We start from the raw sequence: 26,429 nt of genomic DNA, 5'->3' as shown, positions 1-26,429 counted from the left end.
CCAAAAAATGAATAGCTTATGATTCAGCCAGATTTTTGAACATCCCATCCCTACATAGAAACAATTTCTTACATTGGTAAACCAATTGTTATGAGATACGCAATTTTGTTGAAAGGAAATAAACATGAATAAATTGGTCAGTTACATAAATAGAGGGTTGGCCGCCTTTACAGTGTCTCTATCGTCTTTCCTAGTGCTGTGTGTGATATGGCAGGTTTTATCCCGCTATGTTATTGGCAAACCAAGTACTGTTACCGACGAGCTCGCGCGTTATCTCTTTATGTGGGTAGCCTTAATTGGTGCTGCTTACACTACGGGGCTGAAACGCCACCTTGCCATCGACCTGCTTACGATGAAGCTGACTGGCAAACGCAAATTAATCAACGAAATCGTTATCCAAATAGCCATCGCTTCTTTCTCTTATATCGTTCTGGTACACGGTGGAAGCCAACTTGCTGCTAAAACGCTTGCGATGGGACAGCTGACTCCCGCTCTAGGTTTAGAAATGGGTTACATCTACTTCTGCTTACCGATTAGTGGCGCTTTGATGATTTTTTACTCCGTCGTATTTACCTACGAACGCGTTAAACAATTAATGTCAGGTGACGATTTGATCACCGACTCACAACTTGATTGATAGAAGGATTTCACAATGGAATGGCAAGTAATACTGACCTTATTCGGTAGTTTCGCTGTACTGCTTACAATCGGTGTACCGGTCTCTTTTGCGATTGGTTTATCGTCACTAGCAACCATCTTAATGAGCTTACCGCTTGAGCCTGCAATCGCTGTAGTTGCTCAACGTATGGCCGCTGGCCTTGATAACTTTGCACTATTGGCAATCCCGTTCTTCATTTTGGCGGGCAACATCATGAACCAAGGCGGCATCGCGCTGCGTTTGATCAACTTCGCGAAAGTGTTAGGTGGTCGTCTACCGGGTTCATTGGCACACGTAAACGTGATGGCAAACATGATGTTTGGTTCTATCTCAGGCTCAGCGGTTGCATCGGCGGCTGCAGTGGGTGGCACCATGTCACCTCTGCAAAAGAAAGACGGCTACGACGAAAACTTCTCTGCTGCGGTAAACATTACTTCTTGTCCTACTGGTCTATTGATTCCACCAAGTAACACGCTGATCGTTTTCTCATTGGTTTCTGGTGGTACTTCAATTGCGGCGCTGTTCTTAGCAGGCTACATCCCAGGTATCTTGATGGGATTAAGTATCATGATTGTTGCGGGTATCATTGCGAAACGTCGCGGTTACCCAGTGGCAGCGCGTCCTTCATTATCAATGGTTTGGGATACCTTCCTAAAAGCGGCACCTTCTTTAGCACTGATCGGCATCATCATGGGCGGCATCATTGGCGGTATCTTTACTGCGACTGAGGCTTCCGCAATTGCTGTGGTATACACGTTTGTTTTAGCTGTGCTTGTCTACCGTGAAGTGAAATGGGGTGATATTCCAAAGATCATCCTTGAGTCTGCAGTAACAACATCTATCGTTCTATTACTAGTTGGTGCATCAATGGGTATGTCTTGGGCAATGGCGAACGCCGATGTGCCTTACATGATTGCTGATGCATTACTGGCGGTTTCTGATAATCCGCTAATGATTCTATTGATCATCAACATCATCCTGCTGATTGTGGGTATCTTCATGGATATGACACCAGCGGTACTGATCTTCACACCAATCTTCTTGCCAATCGCGCTAGACCTAGGCATCGACCCTGTGCACTTCGGCATCATGATGACCTTCAACCTTGCTATCGGTATCTGTACACCGCCAGTAGGTAGTGCTCTGTTCATTGGTTGTTCGGTTGCCAACATTGCCATCGACAAAGTCATCAAGCCTTTGTTGCCATTCTACGCAGCACTGATTGCAGCCCTAATGGCCGTTACTTTTATCCCTGAGCTGAGCTTGTTCCTACCTGAATTGGTACTGGGCTACGGTTCGTAATTTGGTCACAGATAGATTCTAAGACTGCTAAACACTCAAACGCTTTATCAAATAATAAAATCCCGCTGGTTCGCTGGCGGGAAAAGGAACTGAATAATGAAGACTGTTGCTAACTCTACGCTGCCAAACACTGTATTAAGACCTGACTACGACCGTTCAGCACTCCAAAGCCGTATTGTGCACCTTGGTTTCGGTGCTTTTCACCGAGCACACCAAGCACTGTTTACCAACGAAATGCTCAGCAAAACCAACACTGATTGGGGCATTTGTGAGATAAACCTATTCGGCGGCGAAGACTTGATTGAATCACTTCGCGCGCAAGATCACCTTTACACCGTAGCTGAAAAAGGCGCTGAATCCACAGACGTTAAAGTGATCGGCTCAGTGACCGAATCTCTTCACCCAAGTCTAGATGGCATCGAAACCGTATTAGAAAAAATGGCCGAACCTCGTGTGGCTATCGTTTCTATGACCATCACAGAGAAAGGCTACTGCGCTGACCCTGCGACAGGAAAACTCGACAAAAATAATCCATTAGTCATCGCTGACCTAGCTAACCCAACTCAACCAAAATCAGCGCTCGGCTATATTGTGCAAGCGCTAAAAATTCGACGTGAACGTGGCTTAACACCATTCACGGTTATGTCTTGCGACAACGTGCAAGAGAACGGTCATGTAGCAAAAGCAGCGATCATTGAGTTCGCTCAACTGCTTGACCCAGAATTACGTGATTGGATTGAAACTAATGTCACCTTCCCATGCACCATGGTTGACCGCATCGTACCCGCAGCAACAGAAGAAACACTGACAGAAATTGCAGAACTGCTTGGTTGTGAAGACCCATGTGGCATCGCCTGTGAACCCTTCCGCCAATGGGTGATTGAAGATAACTTTGTGGCAGGTCGTCCAGATTGGAATGTCGCTGGCGCAGAGTTCGTCGAAGATGTGGTGCCTTACGAAGAGATGAAACTGCGCATGCTCAATGGCAGTCACTCTTTCCTTGCTTACCTTGGATACCTTGGTGGCTACGACCACATTTCCGACACCATGACAGATGCAGGCTACCGAAAAGCCGCTTTTGACATGATGATGAAATCCCAAGCGCCTTCGTTAACCATGCCTGAAGGGACTGATTTAGAAGGTTACGCAACCTTGCTGATCAACCGCTTCACTAACCCAAGCTTGAAGCACAAGACGTGGCAGATTGCGATGGATGGCAGCCAGAAGATCCCTCAACGCATGGGTGGCAGCTTACGATTCCATTTAGAGCAAGGCTCAAATTTCTCGTGGCTTGCAACCGCTATCGCTGGCTGGATGCGTTATGTATCTGGCGTTGATGAGCAAGGCAATGAGATTGATGTTCGCGATCCAATGGCAGATACACTTCGCCAGATCTGCGACCAGCATGGGCTCAATGTTTCTGTGGTTCCGGCATTGCTTGCGGTTGAAGCTATTTTCCCTGCAGAGCTAGGCCAAAACCCGCAGGTCATTGATGCAGTAAGTTCAGCGTACCAATCATTAATTGAACACGGTGCTGTTGCGACCGTGGCTGCGTTATAAGGAATACAAACAATGAAGAATTTCTTATGTGAAGACTTTTTACTGTCGAATGAGACTGCACGCCGTTTGTACCACGAACACGCAAGCCACCAGCCAATTTATGACTATCACTGCCACCTAAACCCGGCAGAAGTGGCTCAAGATCGTCAGTTCGAAAACATGTCTAAGATTTGGCTTGAAGGTGACCACTACAAATGGCGTGGTATGCGTTCAGCAGGGATTGATGAGCGTCTGATTACTGGAGGCGCAAGCGATTATGATAAGTTCATGGCATGGGCTAGAACCGTCCCTCAAACCTTGGGCAACCCACTTTACCACTGGACTCATTTAGAACTACGCCGCCCATTTGGTATTACTGGCACTCTCTTTGGTCCAGAAACCGCAGACCAGATTTGGCACGAAGGCAACGAGCTATTAGCGACACCAGAATTTAGTGCTCGCGGCATCATGAAGCAAATGAATGTGGTGATGGCAGGTACAACAGACGATCCTATTGATTCTCTTGAACACCATAAAGCGATCGCTCAAGACAATTCATTTGATGTGAAGGTTCTACCAAGCTGGCGCCCAGATAAAGCGTTCAAAATTGAACTTGATGGCTTTGCTGATTACCTACAAAAATTAGGCATGGTTGCTGACGTTGAGATCACTCGCTTCCATCATCTATTGAGTGCTCTAGACAGCCGCCTAACGCATTTCAACGACCATGGTTGCCGTGCCGCAGACCACGGTATTGAAGTGGTTCGCTACGCACCTATTCCATCAGAATCGGATTTGGATGCCCTGTTAGCTCGACGCCTCAACGGCGAAACGCTCACCGATCTAGAATGTGCGCAGTTTTCAACAGCGGTTCAAGTGTGGCTAGGCAAGCGTTACGCCGCAATGGGTTGGGTAATGCAGCTTCACATTGGTGCTCAGCGCAATAACAACACGCGCATGTTCCAACTGTTAGGCGCAGATGCAGGGTTTGATTCAATTAGCGATAAGACGTTTGCCTTCGAATTGGCTCACCTGTTAGACGAGATGGATCAAAGCAACGAGTTACCTCGCACCATCCTTTACTGCTTAAACCCTCGCGATAACGAGATGATGGCAACTATGATTGGTAACTTCCAAGGTGGCGGCATCGCGGGCAAAGTTCAGTTTGGTTCTGGTTGGTGGTTCAACGATCAGAAAGACGGCATGCAACGCCAAATGGAACAATTATCTCAACTTGGTCTGCTTAGCCAGTTTGTCGGAATGCTGACTGACTCTCGCAGCTTCTTGTCTTACACACGCCACGAATACTTCCGCAGAATTCTGTGTGACATGCTTGGTCGTTGGGCTGAAAACGGCGAGGTGCCAAACGACATGTCACTGCTTGGCCCTATGGTCGAAGACATCTGCTTTGGTAACGCAAAACGCTACTTCGAAGAGAGGGCGTAACCCATGAAACATATCGCCATCATTGGTGAGTGCATGATCGAGCTTAACGGCAAACCGTTCGGCTCAATGCATCAAACGTTTGGCGGAGACACTCTCAATGCTGCGGTTTATTTAAGCCGCGGCTGTGAAGCCAACCTCAATCAAGATGACATCAAAGTGTCCTACGTCACGGCTTTAGGCGCAGACCCGATTAGCAAGGGAATGTTAGAACGCTGGCAACAAGAAGGGGTGTCGACGGACCTAGTTCTACAAGACAACCAACGTACGCCAGGCCTATACCTAATTCAGCTTGATGACGCAGGTGAACGTACCTTTCTGTATTGGAGAAATCAGTCGGCTGCACGCTACCTACTGCAGCACCCAGATTTCAATCAGATAAAGCAGGCACTGCGCAATGTCGATATGGTCTTTCTCAGCGGTATCACATTAGCGATTCTGCCTGAACAAGATCGTATCGAGCTATTAAACATCTTGGTTGAGTTGAAAACACAAGGTGTTGAGATCGCCTTCGATAGTAACTTCCGCCCTGCACTTTGGCCACAGGACGAAAACCAAACCGTCAAAAATAGCTACCAAGCCATGTATACATTGACGGATTTAGCCTTGGTTACATTCGATGATGAACAGCTAATTTGGGGAGATACTTCACCTGAACAAACTATCGAACGTCTAACTTCACTGGGTGTTAAGCGATGCATCGTCAAACTGGGTGCAGATGGCTGTCTCATTCAAGATGCCAAAATTCAGGGTGACATAAATCCAGATTCTGGTACCGCTTCGGCTCCACGGGCGGTGCCGACCTTACCTGTTGAACATGTCGTTGATACGACCTCGGCAGGAGACTCATTCAATGGCGGATTTTTATCTGCTTACCTTGCGGGCGAAGACTTAACAAAGTCATGCCAGCGCGGCAATGCCATGGCAGGCGTCGTTATCCAACATCGTGGTGCCATTATTGCAAAAGAACTAACTCAAGCGGCCATCACAGCCATTTAAGGAATACCAATGTCTAACATCAAACAACAACTGAAAACACTGAAAGTTATCCCTGTGATCGCTATCGACAACGCTGAAGACATCATCCCTCTGGGTAAAGTGTTAGCTGAAAATGGTTTACCGGCAGCAGAAATTACATTCCGTTCGGAAGCTGCAGTTGAAGCTATTCGTCTACTTCGTGAATCACAACCAGATATGTTGATCGGCGCAGGCACTGTGCTCAATCGTGAGCAGGCTATCGCGGCGAAAGAAGCGGGCGCAACGTTTGTCGTCTCTCCTGGCTTTAACCCAAATACGGTAAGAGCCTGCCAAGAGATTGGTATTGATATCATTCCTGGGGTCAACAACCCGAGTACAGTAGAAGCCGCTCTAGAAATGGGTTTAACCACATTGAAGTTCTTCCCAGCTGAAGCATCAGGTGGCATCAACATGGTTAAATCACTTCTTGCGCCTTACACGGATATTGAGATCATGCCGACAGGTGGTATTAATCCAAACAACATTAAAGACTACCTAGCGATACCTCGAGTACTCGCATGTGGTGGTACTTGGATGGTGGATAAGAAGCTGATTGAAGAAGGCAATTGGGAAGAACTGGCTCATTTAACTCGTGAAGCCGTTAAACTAGTCAATTAAACCTAATGCAATAGCACCTTTAACGTTATATCTAGCCCTCCTTTTGGAGGGTTATTTTATGGTTGAGCATTATTCTCTCAAAGTTAATATTTAATTGTGATCGATAGCATCTAAAAATAAAGGCTAAATATGGAAAACTGGATAACACAAGGAGTTGGCGGCCTGGCTTTTTGTATCGGTGTAATGGCCTTTTGGCAAAAAGATGATATGCGTTTTCGCTACCAGATGATGATCTTTTGTTTTGTCATGAGTATCCATTTCATATTAATGGGTGCCATAGTGGCGGCTATAGGCGTAATTATTAATGCTATTCGCAGCTATGTATCGATAAAAACTCAATCACGCAAAGTGATGTGGTTCTTTATTGGCTTGATGTGGTGTATGACTTTACCCAACATGAATCATTTCTTTGAGTTTATTACGGTTGTTGGTTCATCCGTTGCGACATGGGCACTCTTTTCAAGACAAGGCATCGCCTTGAGGTCCTTGATCTTATTCAATTCCGTCTGTTGGGCTAGCCATAACATTTGGATTGGTTCGATTGGCGGATCCTTTGTCGAAATCACTTTTATAGTCACCAACATGGTCACTATCTATCGTTTACATCAGCGCAGATTGTTAACGATAAAATAGGCAATACATTTTTTATTCTAGATTTAAAATATGGAAGTAATACACCACTAATCAAATGGGGAATTAATTGGATATCAAAACAATTAAATCTAGTTAAGTTTACGTTATTTAAACGTCGTCAATATATTTCCAATACTAAATTGAATTAAATCACCAATTAAATTTATATGGTGATCCAAATCTTTAGTTTGATTTATTTTGGTTAACCAATAACCCGTTAATTATTAAAATTGGTCATGTACTTATTATTATACCAACAATAGGACCGTGACCATGAAGCGTCTTACCCTGACACCTATAGCAATCGCGTTACTTCTTGCAGGATGCAACTCATCTGATAGCGACAATAACTTCCAACAGCCCCAAGTTCACTCTCGTGTTCATGATGTATTGAGCGTTGAGGGCTACCAATTCCGAGATTCTAACGGCAATGGAACACTGGAACCCTTTGAAGACTGGCGATTATCTCCAGAAGAGCGAGCAGCAGACTTGGTTAGCCGCATGACGCTAGATGAGAAAGCCGGCATGATGCTCATTGACACCTTAAACTCGTCCGAAGGTGGGCTTGTTAGCAGCACAGGGCAAGACATGATTGCCGATGCCCAAATGACGCGCTTTATCTTCCGTAACACCGTTATCGAAACACCAATGAATGCACCTGACTGTGATTCTGGCCGTTCAGGCTGTCAGATAACCCCAACAGAAGCTGCCCAGTTCATGAATAGTGTTCAAGAACTGCGTGAACAAACTCGAATGGGTATCCCCGCTCTATTCAAGTCCAATGCTCGTAACCACATTGATCCATCGGCAAAAGCAGGGATCAACGTTTCTTCTGGTGCCTTTTCTGCTTGGCCTAAAGAGGCCGGTTTAGCAGCCACTCGCGACATGGATTTAATCACTGAATTTGCTGGCATCATGAATGAAGAGTGGTCTTCAATTGGCCTGCGCAGTATGTACGGATACATGATGGATTTGGCGACAGAACCTCGCTGGTATCGAGTACACGAAACCTTTACCGAAGATGCCGATTTAGCGTCTGACATTATGCGTTCACTGATCAAAGGCTTGCAAGATGGCGGTGAGGTCAATGAAGACAGTATCGCGCTAACCATCAAACACTTCCCTGGCGGCGGTCCACAAGAAAACGGCGGTGACCCACACTATGACTTTGGTAAGAACCAAGTCTATCCAAAGAACAATTTTGATTACCACCTAAAACCGTTTATTGCCGCAATTGAGGCTGGCGCTTCTTCAATCATGCCTTACTACGGCATCCCTGTAGATCAAAAGTGGATGCCAAATGATGTTGGCATGTCCTTCTCAAAAGGCATTGTCACCGACCTGCTCAGAGACGAATTGGGCTACACAGGTAACGTGAACTCAGATACCGGTATCATTGGCGATCGAGCATGGGGTGTGGAGCACAAAACGATTGATGAACAGGTTGCAATGGCAGTCGAGGCTGGAGTCGATGTTCTTTCAGGTTTCCATGATAAAGAAGTCATCGTGAAACTGGTCGAAAAGGATCTGATCACCGAAGAGCGTGTCGACCTATCAGTAACACGCTTACTTGAAGAACAATTCAAGCTTGGCCTTTTCGAAAACACTTACGTTGACGAGAAAAAAGCCCAAGAGATTTTAGGCAATGAGAAGTACCAAGAACGCGCTGATTACGCACAGAAAAAATCTGTCGTCTTACTTCAAAATACCAATAAGACTTTACCTTTGGCTGAATCGACCGCACAAGCTCCTGTTGCTCTGTATGTCATGGGAATGGACGAAAACATCGCTGGAGACGACAAGTACAACTTTACCGTGACTTCTGGAGATTACGAAGCGGGAGAAATGCGTCCACCAGTACCAGCCGATACGGACTATGCGGTTATTCGTGTTCGCGTATCTAACGAAGGCTCAGATCCTGATCTTATCTTTGGTGGTGCGAACCCAGACGAACTCGATATTCTTGCATTCAGTGAAATGGCTACAGCTGCATCTTGGCATATTGAACCAAGCCTAAGCGACATCAAAGCCGTTATGAACGAAGTGGGTGCTGACAAAACGGTCTTGTCCATCAACTTTAGACAACCCTTCGTGCTAGACGATCAAAGTAATCTTAAGCAAGCCGGTGCCGTGATAGCCACATTTGGTGTCTCAGACAACAACCTAATGGAAGTGCTTTCAGGCAACTTTGCTCCTCAAGGAAAACTGCCATTTGCTTTAGCGAACAGTGCCCAAGCGATTCAAAACCAAGACTCAGACTACCCTGGGTATGATCAAGCCGACACCCTTTACCCGTTCGGACATGGTTTAAGTTACGAATAATATTTGAGCTAATTCAGGCAGTGTGAGCACTGCCTTTCCTTCTTAGATACCAAGGACAAAGTCATGGAACATATCTTACAACTGGGTTGGGATGACAACGCTATTCCACATAAAATCTGGATAGAACAATACTACGATGGGTGTCGTATCTGCTTGAAAGTCGTCAAAGACGTTGAGCCAGAAATGCTCTCACTGATTGTGCCAAATATTGATGTGCAAACCACTCATAAGGCGTGGCAAGGTAAAGCGACCAACATTACACCAGCCTATGATGACGGTGTGTTGTTCACTCAAACTCGCTCGCTATTCAATTTGCCTCACGGCTGCGTGATTTGGGCGGTAACACATATCCAGATGCAAAACGGCTTAAAAATGTCGGCAGACAAATTGTGTTTCGTACCAAAATACAGCAATCAAGATTCTTGTTTTAAGGTTCCGGCATAACGCAACGAGAAGCTGAGTCGCTTATCCAACTTGGTGCTAATCTGCAAAAGAACCATAAAAAAGGCCAGCGTATAAACGTTGGCCTTCTGTCTGTCATCAGAATTAAGCACTAATCAATCAACACCAGCGAATCGAGAATCCCTTTTCCACTGTGGATTCCACCTTCATTTTCGCTAGCGGGTTTGCTGCGGATTAAGTAGCCCGCGTAGCCGCCGAGCTCTGTTACTGGTTCTCCTTGATAGTAAGCGGTGAACAAACCTACTTCGCTGACTAAGTCTGTCACGAGCGTTTGTTGAGTGTCACGCACTGCAATAGTCGGCACGTCACGTTCATGCGGGTACAAGCGCTGCATCAATGCCCACGCGTCGTACTCTTCTGGTTTAAGCTGGCTCAGTTGTTCGCTGATGTCGTCACCAAAGACACAATGGCCACCGCCCTCGCCTTGGTTTTTCAGCACCCATTCTTGCTTATCAGCTTGGGTGTTAAACCACTCAATCGATTCACTGGTGATAGGCTTCATATCAGCCAGAACACTCTTGACCAGTTCGGCTTCTTCTCGTGTTAAACCCCAACGTGCGTATTCTGCTGCTGACATCATGGTCAGCAGCATTTGCATGGTTTTACTGGTCGCTAATTGCTGGCTGATGGTCGCGTTCATTGCAACATGGTGTTGTTCCATAAACAAGCGAGTCTGACTTAACGTATGGCAACACACCGATTCATTGAGCTCTGGAGCCCAATAATCTGAATACTGATAGCCAGCTCTTAGGTACACCACATCGACAGCGCCGACATCTTTCAATAACAAGCGTTGATTATCACCCGATGAAAGCTGACAGCTCAATTGTTCAAAGGTACGACGAACCGTGCGAATGCCCTGTTTTTGTAGCTCAACCTCAAGCAAATGTTGGTCATAAACGTTGTCTTCGTTCTTCTGCACCACCATCAAGAAAACCGGTTTATCTGGCTCATTGAAGTCCGCTCTCACTTGCCTTGCAGCATTAGCGATACCATAAGCCAACTGGGTTAAACCTTGGTTTTCAGCCGGTGTTGCTGACGGGTCTTCCAACCAATGGTTATAAACGTTTGGCCATTGGTTTTGCATGAATGAGTGGAATTCTGTTGCGCGTTGACCAAAAGGCGCCATCCCTGCCGCAATGCCATTAAACTCAATCACTTTTGCACCGTGTTGGCGGTCATCCATGAAATCAGTGCGCATCAACAACAAAGGTTGTCGAGCTGGGTTCAAGCGCTCATCCGCACTGCCATGGGCTTGTCGATGCAACTCCATCAAGCGACCAAAAAATGGATCGGCTTTCGCCATATCGCTCAATGATGTCTGTAAAAAGTCGTGGTCTTCAGAAACATTATTGATGAGCTTGGTGATCAGCGGCGTCACCTTCAACAGGTGTTCAAAAACCTCACGCTCAATAGTCATTGGAGCAACGCTAAACGGACAATGTCTCGCGGTATTGTCAGACTGACGAAAAGCGACACCGTGCATAATTGCCCACTCACAAGCATCTTCAATGACTTGTTGCGGAATCGATGGCATTAGATTCATTTAGATATCTCATTCTTGGCGGGCATTTGGCACCCGTAATAAGACGATGCTCATTCTAAAAAGACGAAATAAATTTAAAAAAAGTTATTTCGCCGTTTTGATCATCGTAGCTTGCAGTTTACAGCTGAGGTTCTTGGGTCTTATTGACTATGAGGTCGCGAAGCCATTTGTGGCTTGGTTCAGAATCAAAGTAACGGTGCCAAAGCAGAAACAAACCACCGGGAACCAACTCAATGGGAATCGGCTTCATCACCAGCTCGCCACTCTCAATATAGTCACAAACCGAGTTGTACGGATAACACATCAGCAAATCGCTTTGTTTGCACAACTTTACTGCGCTGGTGATGTCCGACACGTTGGCGGCTTTGTTAATTTGAAGCTGTTTGGCTTGCAAGATTTCCAGTAGCAACCAGTCGCCAACGCCACCGGTCACTAACTGAATATGACGGTATTTAAGGAAGGCTTGCAGATTCCACTCTTCTTGAAGCACTGGGTGATCATTGCGCATCAAACACACAGAGTAATCTTGCAGCAACTCGACATGGTTCAGCTCGGCAGGGATATTTTGAATGTGGGTACTCGCCCTTTCATCGAGCTCAAAAATTCCAATCCCGAAATCGACCTCGCGCTTTAGTAAGCGCTTAAAAGTTTCGCTGCTCCAAGTAGTGCTGTTTACCGTAATGTTCGGCGCATCTGCCAGCGCGTTAGGCATAAATTTAGGGTAAATCGCGGTATAAGCGGTTTCGACAAGATCGATATTAAAAGTGCGTTCGCTGTCTTTCGGCTCAAAGATGTCCGGCACGGTTAGCTGTTCAACTTGCAGCAGGATCTGATGAACCTTAGGCGCCAAAGAGGTGGCTTTCGGGGTTGGAAACAGACCTTTTGACTCACGTTCAAACAAAGGGTCATCAAATAAAGAACGCAGCTTAGTGAGTTGTTTACTCACCGCGGACTGACTAAGGAACAATCGCTCTGCCGTTTTGCTCACGCTGCGCTCTTCAAGCAACACGTGTAAACACAGCAGTAAATTCATATCACATTTGAGTAAGCTCTTAACATCTACCATGATATTCCTTAGATTCAGATTAATGATGACTTTATGTCACTTTAAATCATATCACAAACTTGTTAATTTAATCCCATGTAACCTATGAGTTAATAACTCAAAAAAATAATAGACCTAAGGAATACTCATGAACTTTCTAGCACTCCCTAAGATTGATCTGCACTGCCACCTAGACGGAAGCGTTCGTCCAGACACCATTATTGATCTGGCGAAACAGTACGGAATCGAACTTCCAGAAGACCGTGAAGCGGTAGTAAAGTCTCTAACAGTGCCTGAAGATTGCAAAAACCTTGATGAGTACCTAGCTTGCTTTAGCCTGCCACTGCAAGTGATGCAAACGGAAGAAGCAATTGAGCGTATCTCTTTTGAGCTTTACGAAGACGCAGCACTAGAGAACGTTAAATACCTAGAAGTTCGTTTTGCACCGATTCTTCACGTAAACAAGGGCTTGTCTCTTGATGCGATCATCGCAAGTGCGGTTAAAGGCATGAAGCGTGCAGAAGAGAAGTACGACATCAAGGGCAACTACATCATGTCTGTACTTCGTATGTTCCCGAAAGATTCTATCAAAGACGTGATCGACGCAGGCCAACCTTACCTAGGTAAAGGCGTAGTTGCGTTTGATATCGCTGGCGGTGAAAAACCGGGCTTCTGCGCTGAATTCCCTGAGTACACGCAATACGCGATCGAAAAAGGCTACCGTGTGACGGTTCACGCAGGTGAGCAATGGCATGGTCAGAACGTTTACGATGCAGTTACTCTGCTAGATGCTGAACGTATCGGCCACGGTGTTCACATCCAAGGTAACGAAGACGCATACAACATCGTTAAAGAGAAGCAAGTTGCACTTGAAACTTGCCCAACAAGTAACGTGCAAACTAAGTGTATTCACAAATTCAGCGACCACCCAATTGCTGAATTCAAGAAAGACGGCATCGTTGTAACGATCAACACAGATAACCGCACTGTGTCGAACACAACCATGACTAACGAAGTGAAGCGTGTATATGAAACGTTCGGTCTAACACAAGAAGACTACGCAGAGATCTACAAATACTCTGTAGAGAGCGCTTTTGCTTCAGACGAAGTAAAACAGCACCTAATGGGTTTCGTTGAGCAAATCTAATTTGAGCAATCTTGATTACTAAGTAGAAAAACAGGAAGAGAAAGGCGTAGGCTTTTCTCTTTTTTTATGTCCAATTATCCGTATTCTAATATCGATGTTGACGAATGGGATGCAAACAATGAAAACAGAACTCGAGAAAATGCTGTCCGGCGAGATTTTTGATGGCGCAGACCATGAAATAGACCACATGCGTACTCACGCCAGCAAGGCGCTGTCAGACTTCAATCAATGTTCAGACGATACTCAGCAACCAAGCCTGCAAGTTAATCTGTTTGGTAAAGTAGGAAACAGCGTTGTCCGTCCTCCTTTTCATTGCGAGTTTGGCAAAACCATCGAGATCGGTAACGACACCTTTATCAACATGAACGTGGTAATGCTTGATGGCGCGAATATCAAAATTGGCAACAATGTATTGGTGGGGCCAAGTGCCCAGTTTTATACAGCCTCTCACTCATTGGATTATCTCAGCCGCCGTAAGTGGGAGACTTTCTGCCTACCTATCACAGTCGAAGACGATGTGTGGATTGGTGGAAACTCAGTCATCAACCAAGGCGTGACGATTGGCGCTCGCTCGGTTATCGCAGCCAACTCAGTAGTCAACAGTGATGTACCACCGGATTGCCTGTACGGCGGCACACCAGCGAAGCTGATTCGACACTTGAATACCGAACAAACCCGCGACTAAACAAGAAAGCGCGTATCCAAATCTAAAAAGAGCCATGTTTCAATAACATGGCTCTTAATCTAATAAGCAGCATTGCTCTATCATACAGTTAACTTTCTACACAGTTTATCTCATTCACTGCTCTGAGGCCTGTAATGGGCTTCGCTCTAAAGCCTTCTCATACTCGGTTTGTGGTGAGCTAAGATAGGTATTTTTCACGAAATCCTTCCACCCTGAAAATAGCGACTCTATCGGCTCATTCGTTATTACAGATACATCGCCGTTACTCTTTATGAGCTTGATAAAAGCCTCTTCTCCCCAAGAACGCTCGATAAATTCACCGATGGTATAACCAACTTCGTAGATTGTTGCACCACCATTAGGGTTTATGCATAACTCTTGAACAAGCCCATCAAAACGGGCTTTGATTGCATTCCGGTTATTCATGTGGAACCAGTAATCTTCAGACTTATAGATAGCCACGGCTTCCCACAACCAACGAGGGTTGTTCACGAAATTGGGGTTAACTTGAAGTGTCAGTAAATGCACAAATTCATGCAGTGCCGTTCGTTGGATTTCGCCACCAAAATAAAGCAGCCTGATTTCATTACTTTGAGGCTCGATGTAGCCTGTAGAAAACGCATATCGCTGACCAATACTACGCTCTTGCTCATCTAAGTACGCCTTTTGGCTTTGCCATACTCTCACCGTTATAACCGGTAACGAGTCAAGACCGAAGCTCTTCATCAAAGGAATCTGTTTGAGCAATAGCTCGTTGTGAATACTTGGAATTATCGCAGGTGAAGTTCCATCATAAAGGACAAACTTGAACTGTCCTTTATCTGATTCATAGCAACCATCACATGCTTGCTCACCGCGGATTTGAAGCACGACAGCCACCACTAAAACCAGCACCGACATAGTCAAAAACAAGAATGTAACGATAGACTTAGGTGGGTATCTTTTCATTTTCTACATCCTCAAATTTAACTCATTCGCCAAGGCGTCAATCTATTAAATTCACACCAAGCGCCTGCAAGCTATTTTCACACTGAACGGCATCGGTAAACTGAATAGCAGCCATACCCACAGCTTTCGCACCCTCGACGTTATAAGGCATGTCATCGAGGAAGACGGTTTCTGAAGCTTTGAGCCCATAATTCGATAACAGCGCTTGGTAGATTTCAGGTTGTGGCTTAAGCAAACCAAGTTCAGCAGATACTGCCGCACCATCAAACAACGCCCAAAATTGATAAGTATTTTTTAAGTATTCAACAATCTCGACCACATTGTCGGTAAGCGCGTACACACCATAACCCGATCGCTTTACACGCTCGATGAGTTCAACTGAATCGTGCAATAAGATCTGCGTTTGCTTAACGTAATAAAACAGGCGATCGCACTCTAACGGGGACAAGTCGAGTTCTTGTTGATAACGAAGCTTGGCCTCACTTTCGGTCAAGAACCCTTTGTTCAAATCCATCCAAATCGTACTTTGAAAAATAGAACGAGCTCGAGACTCCAATTCTTCAGTATCGCCAAAAGTAAGCCGGGTAATCTCCAGAGGTGCCCAACGCACAATGACATTGCCTACATCAAACACCACGTTTTTGATTTCATTAGAACTCATACACACTCCCGTTATCACCATGTCATTGATGGAAAAGCGGCACAAAGTGCCGCACATAAAGATTCATAGCGAACGTTTATAAATTAAAAGCCTTGGGTAGAATATACAATCAATGGAGTACAAAAAAGGCCATCATTACGACGGCCTTCTCAATATCAATAAGCTAAGAAATAACTAACATAAATCGGCTTCCGACGAGAATATGGTTGGTGCTCCGGCAGAGGCGTTCGAACGATAAATAACGACGCAGGTTTCGTTTGGCTGCGCGTTGTCAAAAGAGTAGACAATCACCTCATTAGGAACCGAAGCAGCATGAGCGCCTAACATCTTCCAATCACTGTTCTCACCACTTAAACCTTGCACCGCGATTCCTATTCCCATTTCCGACGCTGTGGGGTAGCCATAATCAGTTTGGACTCCGTTGACCGTTGTTCCTTGGCTTGAAGAAACAGGTAGATTCTCTACGCCTTCAATGGCTGCTTTGCCATAAACAATCGCAGCCGCACCTTCCATTGACCCTTTAAGGCCTTTTAATGCCGCCGCTCTCGCGTCTGACTGAAGCCCTAAGAATTTAGGGGCAACAACCACAGAAAGAATGCCAAGTATCACGACGACAACAACAAGTTCAAGTAAGGAAAAACCGTTTAATCTTTTCATAGTCAGTACCTTACGTTATAGAACGAAAGACAGTATACATAGAAGGGTTATAATTTTATACCGTCACCTATACTTTTATTGTTCTTTTTCCATTGAAGTGGTGTTATTCCGTTCGATCGCTTAAACGCTCTTATAAATTGTGAGGCATCTGCGTATCCCAAGTGAAGTGCAATATCTGAGATCGAATAATCTTGCTCAGTCATAACGCGCTTGGCGAATTCAAAAGACAGGGTCTCTTTAATGGTTCGAAAGGTCGTCCCCTCTTCACTAAGCGCCCTCTGAATTGTGCGCTTGCCCATTCGGTTTATCTGACCAAACATCACCAAATCTACATCAACTCGACCGATATAAGGAAGTAATGCTTGTGTCACTTTGAAGGTGGAAGTAGTAGCCGTTGATACCGCTTTGATTGAGCAATCTCGATCAATGGGGTTATACGAAATGCTCGTCTCATTTTGACCTATGAACTGTGGTGTTTCCGTTTGTATTCTCAACTCACTTAACGCACTCGCCGACACTGAAACTAAGTCGTAACGAATCGGCTTATCAATATCAGTTTGTTGAGATTTAAAATAAGCGTGGCTATAAACGATCAAAAACAGCTCGGCTTCAATACCATTGAGCGAGCTATTAGATACTCGAAATGAAAGCTTTAATGACTGTGAAGACGATTCGACTGACCATTGTTCAAACGGAAAAAAGGAGAGAAAATCTTGAGCTAAAAGGTTGGAAAAATCGAGTTCGAGAGCGGCACGTTGAGCATTGCCTAATAACGCAGAAACAAACACCTCAGATGGTAATACCTTCCTCACCCCCTCTAAGAACTGCGTAAACACATTAAACGAGACATATTGAGCAGGTGAAGTATCCATTGAGAATGGCATGCTCACTTGAACTGCGAGCGCTTCTATCGCGGCATGATATGGAGTTAATGACTTATCTTCTCGCACGCACTGCTGAAAATGACTCACAACACTCTTCGCAATCAATGGTAATTCAAGCATCAGTTCACGATTCCTTTGTATTGTCCAAAACAAGCTAAACCCACAACTCAACCCAATATCTGCATCAATACAGTCTAAGTTCAGTGGCACAAAATGCACATTTTACTTTTCTAGCTTAGCTACTATTACCTCAAGTTAACAAGAGGCGCTTTAAGTTTTTAGCATTAAGGCGAAATCACAATTCAGGACGTAACGCTTTGATTACAAAGTATGACAGGGTTATCAATTTTAAATAACTCAACGATACCGTCAGGGTCTACTATTAAATCTAGGCATAAATATAAATGGACTTAAGCCAGTAATTGAGAGGTTTTCATGTTTAAAAAGATAACGTTAGTAGCAGCAAGCATTGCAATGAGTGTTGGTGTTGCACAGGCAAGTGTTGAGAGTAAGACCTGGCCTGCATCAGATAAGGCTAAAACATTTGTTCAAGACACCATTGTCATTGGTATGCTCGCGAGCCCTTATGGTGCAGGTTGGCAGGACGAGCAACAACTGTTGGATTACTTCCAAGATGCTCGTGATGCAGGTATCACAGGGCATGAATACACCATTACCGCTGCTGATCACAACTTCGATGACTTCTTGTTTCACCATCATAAACACCGCTCTGCGATGGCAAAACAACCTGACAATTTCATCATCGCACATTCCAATAATGACATTGAGAAAGCCCACACTGAAGGCAAAACCGCCGTACTTTGGAACAGCCAAACCGCCACTATTTTGGAAGAAGATGTGACCAAAATGGCGATTCTAAAAGACATGGGCTTAAAAAGCATGATCTTGGCGTATAACGACATTTTCAGAACAGGTTCAGGTCAGTTAGCTGCATTTAACGGTAGAGATATTGGTCTAACCCCTTGGGGCGAGTCTGTTATTGATTCAATGGTCGAGTATCAGGTCATTCTCGATCTCAGCCACACAGGCTCGAAGACAGCAAATGACGCGATGGATTACATGGAAGAGAAGTATCCTGGAACCCCATTTGTCTACACGCACTCAGTGCCTGCTGGGCTTTATAAGAGTGAGCCAGATGCAACGCCACAAGGTTGCTACCGTGCTATTCCTGACGATGAAGCGATACGCGCGGCTAAATCAGGTGGCTACGTTGCCCCAACCTTTACGGAATGGATGATGGACGGCGTTTGGCCTGAAGATATTTCTCCAGTGCAAGCTGCAGATATGATCGACTACTACGTGAAATTGGTAGGCGTTGACCACGTAGGTATCGCAACTGATGATATGTTCTCTACCGCAATGGTTGTGGATTTCGCAACCAAGAACGCGAAAATGTACGACGATGGCGGCTACATGATTGAGGCGTTCAACAAAGGCGCTACCGGTAATGGCGAACTGTCGAAGATCCTAGCGGCGATTACTGATGAACTGTGGAAACGCGGTTACAGTAACGATGATCTTGCCAAGATCTACGGTGGTAACAAGATGCGAGTGTACGCTCAAGTATCTGAGGGCGCTGACCCTGATGAGTTCCAAAAAGAGTATACAAAGCGTCTAAAAACACTAACCAAGTTAAGAAATGAAAACTTAGCTATGTAGCTCGCAACCAACAAAGCTCAAACACTCGAAGCACGTCCTATCGGGCGTGCTTTTTTATTATCGGCTTGCAGATGACCTCTCCCTTATCCAACCAAGAAAGAGAATAATGAAGCACCAAATAGTTTTCAGGTCGAATAATAAATGGAATAAATACATAAAAATTTGGAAAATAATTATATAATATGATTACGCTTCCAGAACCACACCCGCCAGTTAACTAACCTAATTATTCCTTATAACAAGACTTTTACTGGTCACCAATTCAATGAAACACCAGTCACTATCGAATAATTTGTGATATCAAACTAGACAAAATTCCTGAGTACAGCTTTTTGATACTTCCCACCTAATAAATTAACCTCTCGAAAGAAAACTTTACTAAAAACCATCGTGAACTTAATTTTATGCCTCAAAACAATTATACTCATCGCGTACTAAAAATAGATAAAAACTAAAAGCATTGAGTACAACTTGTACAGATAACAACAAGTAAAAATCTCAATTTTGGAAATTATCTAACTCATAGTAAATGTTGTAAATATTTGGAACCAGAGTCACAAGAGTAGGACCTCTTGAATTTATTATCAGGGATGCTGAAGAAAATAAAACAGGCATTGTTAGATGAATAATTCTGCAACGTATTTACTTGCTGCTTTACGAGAGAAAATCAAAGAGAAAGGGATTTGTTATTCCGACCTCTCTGCTGGGATGGCAATTCCTCTCTCAACCATTAAAAGGCAACTGCACAATACGTCTTTAGGGCTGGATAAAATACTTTCGTATGCCACTCATTTAGATACTGACTTGGTCGAACTATCTATGAGAGGTAAACAGCTACAGCAAGAGAACGAACAATTTATCACCGATATCAACAGTGAAATATTTAACCAATATCCATATTTGTTTGACTTTTTGTATCTATTACGACGAAAAGAGTGGTCACCACAAGATATTGCCAATAACTACCAATTGAGCCATACGTCAGTCGCCATATATTTTCGCGCATTAGAAATGATGGATTACGTTGAATTAAAAGGTGATGACCAATACCGATTTAAAGATCAAGGTCGTTTTATTTTTGAAGAAGGTTCTAAGCTTGACACTTTATTCGCTAAACGTTTTCGAAATGAAGTTTTCAGCCATGATGTACGTCCCCCTATCTGTATGGGAAGCATTGCTATTACTGAAGAACAAGAAGAGAAACTGGCGAATGAAGTATACAACAAGCTGATTGAGTTTGATGTACAAAACAAGAACGGTGAAGGCAGCGAACGGCTCAGAAATGTGTTGATGACCTATACACCAGGTAATCAGATATTTCTTTCTGATACGATTCCAAATATTAACGGTGAATTATTAAAAGCTATATCGATGGCAAAAGAACAATAATTAATTACTTGTTATTTAAACAAGTTGAATAAAAAAGAATCGACGTAAATAAGCGTTCTTTTCTCATACCAATAAAAGAAATAAATAAGGCTGAATCTTCATCACGAAACTCGGCAGGGCATGTCTCGACCTTTTTTCGCCTGATCAGGTTCAAAAACCTATAAATGAAGGATATAACATGCAGTTTAAAACGTCTTTATGTGCGGTTGCTGTCGGCGTTGCTCTAACGCTAAGCGGATGCAACAGTAACGATAATAGTTCGAATGTGGATGCTCCACTTAAAGCGACCGAATTCCACAACACCATCGATCGTGCTGGGGTGCCAGTGGCATTGCGTGATTTACACGGTGGTCACCTGCGCTACATTCCGATGTTCGATAACGGCTCATGGCACGGTCACACATTAGACACCAAAGGTGGTGAAATAACTTTAGGTGGTACAGCACTGCTGACCGAAGAATACGTGTCATTCATGGCAGCACGTTTTGACCGCTTGTCTCTGGCTGTTGATGGTCAGGTTATGCCGCTAGAACTGACAAACGCATACTCACAACCAGGTGCGTTGATTCAAGCGTATACAGGCGATAACGGTATCGAAGCCGAGCTAGAAATGCGTTTTGTGACTAATCGTACTTCTCTTGTAAAAACCACCATCAAAAACCCAAATAAGCTTGATATTCAAGGTGAATGGGATGGTGAGTTGATGCAAAACTATCGTGCTGATGATGGCACGGCATATAAGAATGAAGACAGCACAGTTCGTAGTGTTGAAGAAGCTTACCCAACTTACTCCCGTGAAATTACAGCGACAGACAATGGTGTAGAAGTCTCTTTTGGCGCAGTTCGTGATTCATGGTCATTGTTGACATCTGGCGATTCAAAGTTCGAAGTGACACGTTCTATCAAACCAGAAACTTCTACCATCAATGACGACAAGAAAGGTTTCGTGCAAACGGCCTCTCTAGGTGATGGCGAAGAGATCACGTTATACACGGCTTACACTCACGTTCAAAACACCAAAGAACAAGCGTCTGAGTTTGGAAAACTAAATAAGGTGATGGCCGATCCAAAAGGTTACATGCACGATTCAGCCATGCGTTGGGAAGAATATCTAGAAAACGGTCTCACCAACGATGCGGCTTCAAAAGAACATGAGTTTGTTGCAGTAAAAGCAATGGAAACATTAAACGCGAACTGGCGTGGTGCTGCGGGTGCAATTGATCACGACACCGTTACACCTTCCGTTACGGCCCCTTACTTCTCGGGCAATATGACATGGCCGTGGGATACGTGGAAGCAAGCTTATGCGATGTCTCACTTCAACCCAGATGTAGCGATGGAAAACATTCGCACTGTATTCCAATACCAAGTGCAATCTGATGATCCAGTACGCCCTTGGGATGAAGGTTACCTGCTTGATGTTGTGACGTACAACCTACCAGCAGAACGCTGGGAAGGCATGTCAGCGGAATACAAAAAAGTGTTCCCTCAAGCGACCGATGGCCTGAACTGGAATGAACGAAATACCAAACCATCACTGGCAGCATGGGCGGTATGGGAAGTGTATACCGCTCTGAAAGACGAACATAATCGTCCAGAAGAAGCACAAAGATGGCTGGAAGAAATGTATCCGAAGCTAGTTGCGTTCCACGATTGGTGGTTACGTGCTCGTGATACGAACAAGAACGGCATTCCAGAATACGGCGCAGCGAAAGATCCAATCCACACGGTTTTCACAGGTGACGTGAATGACGGTTCTTGGGGATCAGATGCGTCTGTTGACGATATGAAGTTCCAATACAAAGACGAAGCTAATGGCGACCAGTGGATCAAAGAAACGAGTATCGAGAAGTACAATGAATTGCTGACTACTGGTGATTACACAGCAATGAGTATCCCAGCGAAAGTAGCGGCGGGTTGGGAGTCGGGTCGTGATAACGCAGGCGTGTTCGGCTTTATCGACACTATCGATAACCTACAAGGATTATCTGAACAACCGACTCAAGAAAAAGCGGAAGTGATAGACCAAATGGGCCGCTACGCTCATGACACTAATGGTTTCGACAATACGTATGACATGGCTATGGGTACAGATGGTTCAGTGGTGACCTACCTTGATGATTCAGTTGAGAACATGGACAAACTGGCTCTGGCGAAGAAAGACTGGGAGGTGAAGTTCAACGAAAACACGGATGATTCAGACAGCTTATCTGGTTACTCATTAATGCAAGAGTCGGTAGATCAAGCCTCTTACTGGTACTCAGACAACCTATACCTGTCACAAATTGCCGACGTATTGGGTAAAGCAGACAAAGCCGCTGAGTTTGCAGAAAAAGCGGCCGATACCAAAGAATACATCAACCGTTGTATGTACGATGAGTCAACGGGCTTCTACTACGATATTGAAGTGGTACCAAATGGACTCCCTAACCAATGTGCAGGTCCGGTACTGGTGAAGCGCGGTATGGGACCTGAAGGTTGGTCACCACTATTCAACAACGCAGCGACTCAAGAACACGCGGATAAAGTCGTAGAGAACATGCTAAATACCAGCAAGTTTAACTCACCTAAGATTCCGCTAGGTACGGCATCAATGGACAACCCAGCTTACGGCCCAGACATATACTGGCGTGGTCGCGTATGGCTGGATCAGTTCTACTTTGGTGTACGCGGTATGGACAACTATGGATACGGTGTGGAAGCGCGTCAAATGGTCGACAAGCTATTCCAAAATGCGCAAGGCTTAACAGAAGCTACCCCGATTCAGGAAAACTACAACCCAGAAACGGGTGAGGTTCAGGGCGCGAATAACTTCTCTTGGAGTGCAGCGCACCTTTACATGTTGTACAACGGTTTTGTGGGTAAATAGCAGCCACACTCATTAGATATTAGGCGTTGCAGATGCCCCCCTATCATCTGCAACCACTTAAACATCTTCAAGTCAGGTTCAAAAGTCACAGTAAATGCTGTGGCTTTTTTATTATCTACTTACAGGTAACCTCGCCCTCTCCCTTATCTAACCAAGAAAGAGAATGAAGTCACACACCCAGAAGTAACCCTTGAATTCGCCCTCCAAAACACCCTATTTCTCATCATCTAATTGGCCTTCTATGTTAGAATTATCGGCTAGTTCGGAATGCGCTGAGTATCTGATTTAGTTAACTATAATTTAATCACCATGAGTGCTTTTTTAAGTTTTTAGAATGAAAAAATATGAATTAGTTGTTCAAGATATTGTGAGCAAAATTTGCCAAAACAGTATCAGCCATAAGCTTCCTGCAGAACGAGAACTGTCTGAAATATATGGATTATCTCGTTTCACGATTCGTAAAGCACTAGCCAAGCTAGAGGCTATTGGCATGGTGAAATCTAAGGTGGGTTCTGGTTACTTCGTCAACACTTCTCTCATTGGTACACCACTGGTGTACAACTCTATCACTGAAAACAGTTTTGAAGAGATTTCTTATAAAAAGCTCCAACTGAATAAAGCGCTACCCGATAACCACGAACAGCAGATTTTTTCTTTAGACGACAATGACTACATTTGGAAAATTAGACGGCTTCGATTGATTAACAACAAAGTAGTACAGATTGAAGAAGCCAAGATCCCTGTCAGGGTCTTCCCAGAGATGAATGCCGAGATCATTGAAAGCTCAATCCAGAAACATGCGCTAGCGAAAGGCCTCCAGATCGATAGCTACTTAACAACGTATCAAGCGATCAACGTTTCTAAAGAAGATGCGGAGTTGCTCGGCTGCAAAAAAAATGCGGCGGCGATGAATATCACCAACCGAGGTTTCTTAGCATCGGGTGAGCTGTTCATCGTCAGCGATATCATCGACATCAACTACCAATGCACTTACCACACGCCTTTTAACAATGAGAGCATGAGCTTCCGAGACAAAAAGTAACGGCTTAATTTGTATTAAGCCACTTGTCTTCCCACGTTTAATTTCTCTAGTTTCCGTATCGCCCTAAAAACAACAACCCGCACAGTTGCGGGTTGTCAGTAGAATTGAATCAACTGATATTAGAATTCGTAGTACAAACGTACGCGAGCACCAAAATCATCGTCTTCAGAGAACGCAGACGTATTGGTCGTCTCGTTGTCGACTGTCGTGTAGTAAGTACCAAGAAGCACAGAGAAGTCTTGTACTTCGAGTACATTCTGGAACTCATAAGATGCGTAACCCGTGTTAACCGTCACATCGCCTTTCGCCCATGTGGAATCATATTCGTTCGCACCATAGATGTAACCGATACCGAAGTTGTTATAAAGCGCGTTCAAACCCGCGGTTGCATTAGTTTCATCGACAGCATCTAAGTAAGCAAAGTTAGCGTTAACGCTCCAAGCATCATTAGACCAATTACCTGTTAGGCCGTAACCAGTTCGGTCAGAGATATCTTTACCCAAGGTATCGACAACAGCATCGCTGACTAAGTTAGTTTCCATTGAGGCTGCAACAGTAAAGTCACCCATTTTATATGACACAACCGGGCGAACAAGGAAGGCATCTTTTGCGTTGTCGTGGTCTACGTCCACACCATGGTAGCTATCAGAGAACAAGTCAGAGCGGTCACCGATCATCGTTCCTACTTCGACATACAGATCCCCAAAACTTTGGCTATACATCAACTGACCATCAGAACCACGACCGCGAGCTTCTTTCATCTGATACACATAAGCGCTGCCACCCGTATAAAGTTCATTTGAGGTATCACCTGAATACTCTAGGAAAACATCGAGGCCAACAGGGAACATATCGTAGGCTTCAAAACGACCCGCTTTGATCGCCCACCCGTCTTTTTTGCCGAACTCAAAGTAGGCATCATCGAGTGCTACATTGCCTGTGCTTTCAAATAGAGGCTGCGCTTTAACCCCAACATAGTGACCATTACTGGTGTACTTTTCGCCAGCGAACTCAATCAGAACTCGACCATCTTGGTTGAACTCTGCGTCACCGTTATCATTCGATTCTCTATCTTGGTAGTTGAAGTTCAGCTCCACGTTACCACCGACAGAGAAGTTACCTTCTTCTGTATCAACAATGGCAATGCCTGCATGAGCTCCCATTGCAGAAGAAACTAAAACAGTAGCTAAAGACAGCTTGAATGTGCTTTTCATATAAACCCTAATATTATTTTATTGTTATTAGTTGCATAGCAACTTTTTGAAGTTCAAGTTGAAATATATGGACAGTATTCGACTCGATTTCTAGGGCGTATATTTACTAATTAACTCCTCACTCACAATATTATCCATCTGGAATTGCAGACCTAAATCACTGTTTTATATTTATAAAAATATCCCTTAAATTCAACGCTTTAAATGTAAATCGCAAAATTAAAAACTAAAATAATCTCTATTGCACAATACAGATTAAATAACAGTCAAAACTTGGGTGGTTTTATAGCAATACGCTAAACCACTTAATTTAGATTATATTAAACTGTTTTAATAACCATCATATTTTTTATTGGGATTTAAATTAACCAAAGGTTAATGAAGCAGTATTAAAAATATTAATAGTGACAATTAATGTACATCATTAATTTTTTATGAGCCATTTAAATAAAATTAACCCATATCCAAAAGATAAACTTTGAAAGTGGGGAAATTAATTTTCGAAATTATAGTGGAACATTTTTCATTAAGGTCAGCCTGTTATTACTGAACTATTTAAAGTCAGTTAATTGAAGGTATGTGAGAGGTAATACTAATAGTTTGGATATGAAAATTCTGATTACTTGTTGATTGATTAGCTAGGCCAGAAGCAACAGCAACAGCAACAG

22 protein-coding genes are annotated in these 26,429 nt (G+C 44.2%); 15 read left to right on the top strand and 7 right to left on the bottom strand.

Annotated features, from left to right (window positions below; translation table 11 throughout):
* Nucleotides 1-124 precede the first annotated feature (124 nt).
* From AB4484_RS24120 to AB4484_RS24080, 9 genes are all read left to right on the top strand, one after another.
* Complete coding sequence (locus tag AB4484_RS24120; protein ID WP_048609952.1) at nt 125-637, top strand: TRAP transporter small permease; 513 nt, start codon at nt 125-127, stop codon at nt 635-637.
* A gap of 15 nt (nt 638-652) precedes the next feature.
* Nucleotides 653-1,960 (top strand): TRAP transporter large permease, encoded by a 1,308-nt coding sequence (locus AB4484_RS24115; RefSeq protein WP_048609953.1) that lies wholly within the window; start codon nt 653-655, stop codon nt 1,958-1,960.
* A 96-nt stretch (nt 1,961-2,056) separates the two neighbouring features.
* On the top strand, nt 2,057-3,520 hold the full coding sequence (locus AB4484_RS24110; RefSeq protein WP_372080736.1) for a fructuronate reductase: 1,464 nt from the start codon (nt 2,057-2,059) through the stop codon (nt 3,518-3,520).
* A gap of 12 nt (nt 3,521-3,532) precedes the next feature.
* On the top strand, nt 3,533-4,945 hold the full coding sequence (uxaC, locus tag AB4484_RS24105; protein WP_061037857.1) for a glucuronate isomerase: 1,413 nt from the start codon (nt 3,533-3,535) through the stop codon (nt 4,943-4,945).
* Between the two features lie 3 nt (nt 4,946-4,948).
* The gene (locus tag AB4484_RS24100; protein ID WP_372080734.1) at nt 4,949-5,941 is read left to right on the top strand and encodes a sugar kinase; all 993 of its coding nucleotides are present in this window, start codon (nt 4,949-4,951) and stop codon (nt 5,939-5,941) included.
* A 9-nt stretch (nt 5,942-5,950) separates the two neighbouring features.
* Nucleotides 5,951-6,577 (top strand): bifunctional 4-hydroxy-2-oxoglutarate aldolase/2-dehydro-3-deoxy-phosphogluconate aldolase, encoded by a 627-nt coding sequence (locus AB4484_RS24095; protein WP_017068137.1) that lies wholly within the window; start codon nt 5,951-5,953, stop codon nt 6,575-6,577.
* 129 nt (nt 6,578-6,706) lie between these two features.
* The gene (locus AB4484_RS24090; protein ID WP_372080732.1) at nt 6,707-7,210 is read left to right on the top strand and encodes a YgjV family protein; all 504 of its coding nucleotides are present in this window, start codon (nt 6,707-6,709) and stop codon (nt 7,208-7,210) included.
* Between the two features lie 273 nt (nt 7,211-7,483).
* On the top strand, nt 7,484-9,532 hold the full coding sequence (locus AB4484_RS24085; RefSeq protein WP_372080730.1) for a glycoside hydrolase family 3 N-terminal domain-containing protein: 2,049 nt from the start codon (nt 7,484-7,486) through the stop codon (nt 9,530-9,532).
* Between the two features lie 63 nt (nt 9,533-9,595).
* On the top strand, nt 9,596-9,976 hold the full coding sequence (locus tag AB4484_RS24080) for a hypothetical protein (protein ID WP_050632708.1): 381 nt from the start codon (nt 9,596-9,598) through the stop codon (nt 9,974-9,976).
* Between the two features lie 109 nt (nt 9,977-10,085).
* Here the strand turns inward: AB4484_RS24080 and AB4484_RS24075 are convergent, their stop codons facing one another.
* A complete protein-coding gene (locus AB4484_RS24075; protein ID WP_372080728.1) occupies nt 10,086-11,540 on the bottom strand; it encodes a glutathione synthase in 1,455 nt (484 codons plus the stop codon).
* 118 nt (nt 11,541-11,658) lie between these two features.
* On the bottom strand, nt 11,659-12,606 hold the full coding sequence (locus AB4484_RS24070) for a LysR family transcriptional regulator (RefSeq protein ID WP_372080726.1): 948 nt from the start codon (nt 12,604-12,606) through the stop codon (nt 11,659-11,661).
* A 127-nt stretch (nt 12,607-12,733) separates the two neighbouring features.
* Between AB4484_RS24070 and add the strand changes: the two genes are divergently transcribed.
* Nucleotides 12,734-13,732 carry an adenosine deaminase gene (add, locus tag AB4484_RS24065; RefSeq protein ID WP_372080724.1) on the top strand — a complete coding sequence of 333 codons (999 nt, stop codon included), beginning with the start codon at nt 12,734-12,736 and terminating at the stop codon, nt 13,730-13,732.
* A 118-nt stretch (nt 13,733-13,850) separates the two neighbouring features.
* The gene (locus tag AB4484_RS24060) at nt 13,851-14,417 is read left to right on the top strand and encodes a sugar O-acetyltransferase (protein WP_372080722.1); all 567 of its coding nucleotides are present in this window, start codon (nt 13,851-13,853) and stop codon (nt 14,415-14,417) included.
* A gap of 114 nt (nt 14,418-14,531) precedes the next feature.
* Here AB4484_RS24060 and AB4484_RS24055 read toward each other — a convergent pair whose 3' ends face one another.
* The 4 genes from AB4484_RS24055 to AB4484_RS24040 form a co-directional block, all read right to left on the bottom strand.
* Nucleotides 14,532-15,365: a hypothetical protein gene (locus tag AB4484_RS24055; protein ID WP_372080720.1), complete on the bottom strand. Its 834-nt coding sequence runs from the start codon at nt 15,363-15,365 to the stop codon at nt 14,532-14,534.
* 37 nt (nt 15,366-15,402) lie between these two features.
* Nucleotides 15,403-16,026, bottom strand: a complete 624-nt coding sequence (locus AB4484_RS24050; protein WP_372080718.1) for an HAD family hydrolase — start codon at nt 16,024-16,026, stop codon at nt 15,403-15,405.
* A 174-nt stretch (nt 16,027-16,200) separates the two neighbouring features.
* A complete protein-coding gene (locus AB4484_RS24045; protein ID WP_050712306.1) occupies nt 16,201-16,683 on the bottom strand; it encodes a prepilin-type N-terminal cleavage/methylation domain-containing protein in 483 nt (160 codons plus the stop codon).
* A gap of 47 nt (nt 16,684-16,730) precedes the next feature.
* The gene (locus AB4484_RS24040; protein WP_372080716.1) at nt 16,731-17,687 is read right to left on the bottom strand and encodes a helix-turn-helix domain-containing protein; all 957 of its coding nucleotides are present in this window, start codon (nt 17,685-17,687) and stop codon (nt 16,731-16,733) included.
* A 315-nt stretch (nt 17,688-18,002) separates the two neighbouring features.
* Between AB4484_RS24040 and AB4484_RS24035 the strand changes: the two genes are divergently transcribed.
* The 4 genes from AB4484_RS24035 (at nt 18,003) to AB4484_RS24020 (ending at nt 24,547) form a co-directional block, all read left to right on the top strand.
* On the top strand, nt 18,003-19,247 hold the full coding sequence (locus AB4484_RS24035; RefSeq protein WP_086775866.1) for a membrane dipeptidase: 1,245 nt from the start codon (nt 18,003-18,005) through the stop codon (nt 19,245-19,247).
* Between the two features lie 621 nt (nt 19,248-19,868).
* Nucleotides 19,869-20,636, top strand: a complete 768-nt coding sequence (locus AB4484_RS24030; RefSeq protein ID WP_372080714.1) for a transcriptional regulator — start codon at nt 19,869-19,871, stop codon at nt 20,634-20,636.
* 178 nt (nt 20,637-20,814) lie between these two features.
* Entirely contained in the window at nt 20,815-23,505 is a 2,691-nt protein-coding gene (ygjK, locus tag AB4484_RS24025) for an alpha-glucosidase (RefSeq protein ID WP_372080712.1), read from the top strand.
* Nucleotides 23,506-23,839: 334 nt separating this feature from the next.
* Nucleotides 23,840-24,547, top strand: a complete 708-nt coding sequence (locus AB4484_RS24020) for a GntR family transcriptional regulator (protein WP_372080710.1) — start codon at nt 23,840-23,842, stop codon at nt 24,545-24,547.
* 119 nt (nt 24,548-24,666) lie between these two features.
* Here AB4484_RS24020 and AB4484_RS24015 read toward each other — a convergent pair whose 3' ends face one another.
* Nucleotides 24,667-25,761 (bottom strand): carbohydrate porin, encoded by a 1,095-nt coding sequence (locus AB4484_RS24015; protein ID WP_372080709.1) that lies wholly within the window; start codon nt 25,759-25,761, stop codon nt 24,667-24,669.
* Nucleotides 25,762-26,429 lie beyond the last annotated feature (668 nt).

Origin of the sequence: Vibrio sp. 10N.261.46.A3 (genome assembly GCF_041472995.1) — a bacterium.
In the GTDB taxonomy this organism is placed as follows: domain Bacteria; phylum Pseudomonadota; class Gammaproteobacteria; order Enterobacterales; family Vibrionaceae; genus Vibrio; species Vibrio coralliirubri.
The sequence above is the reverse complement of the archived record's forward strand: the minus strand, read 5'-3'. Positions and strand labels throughout refer to the sequence as shown.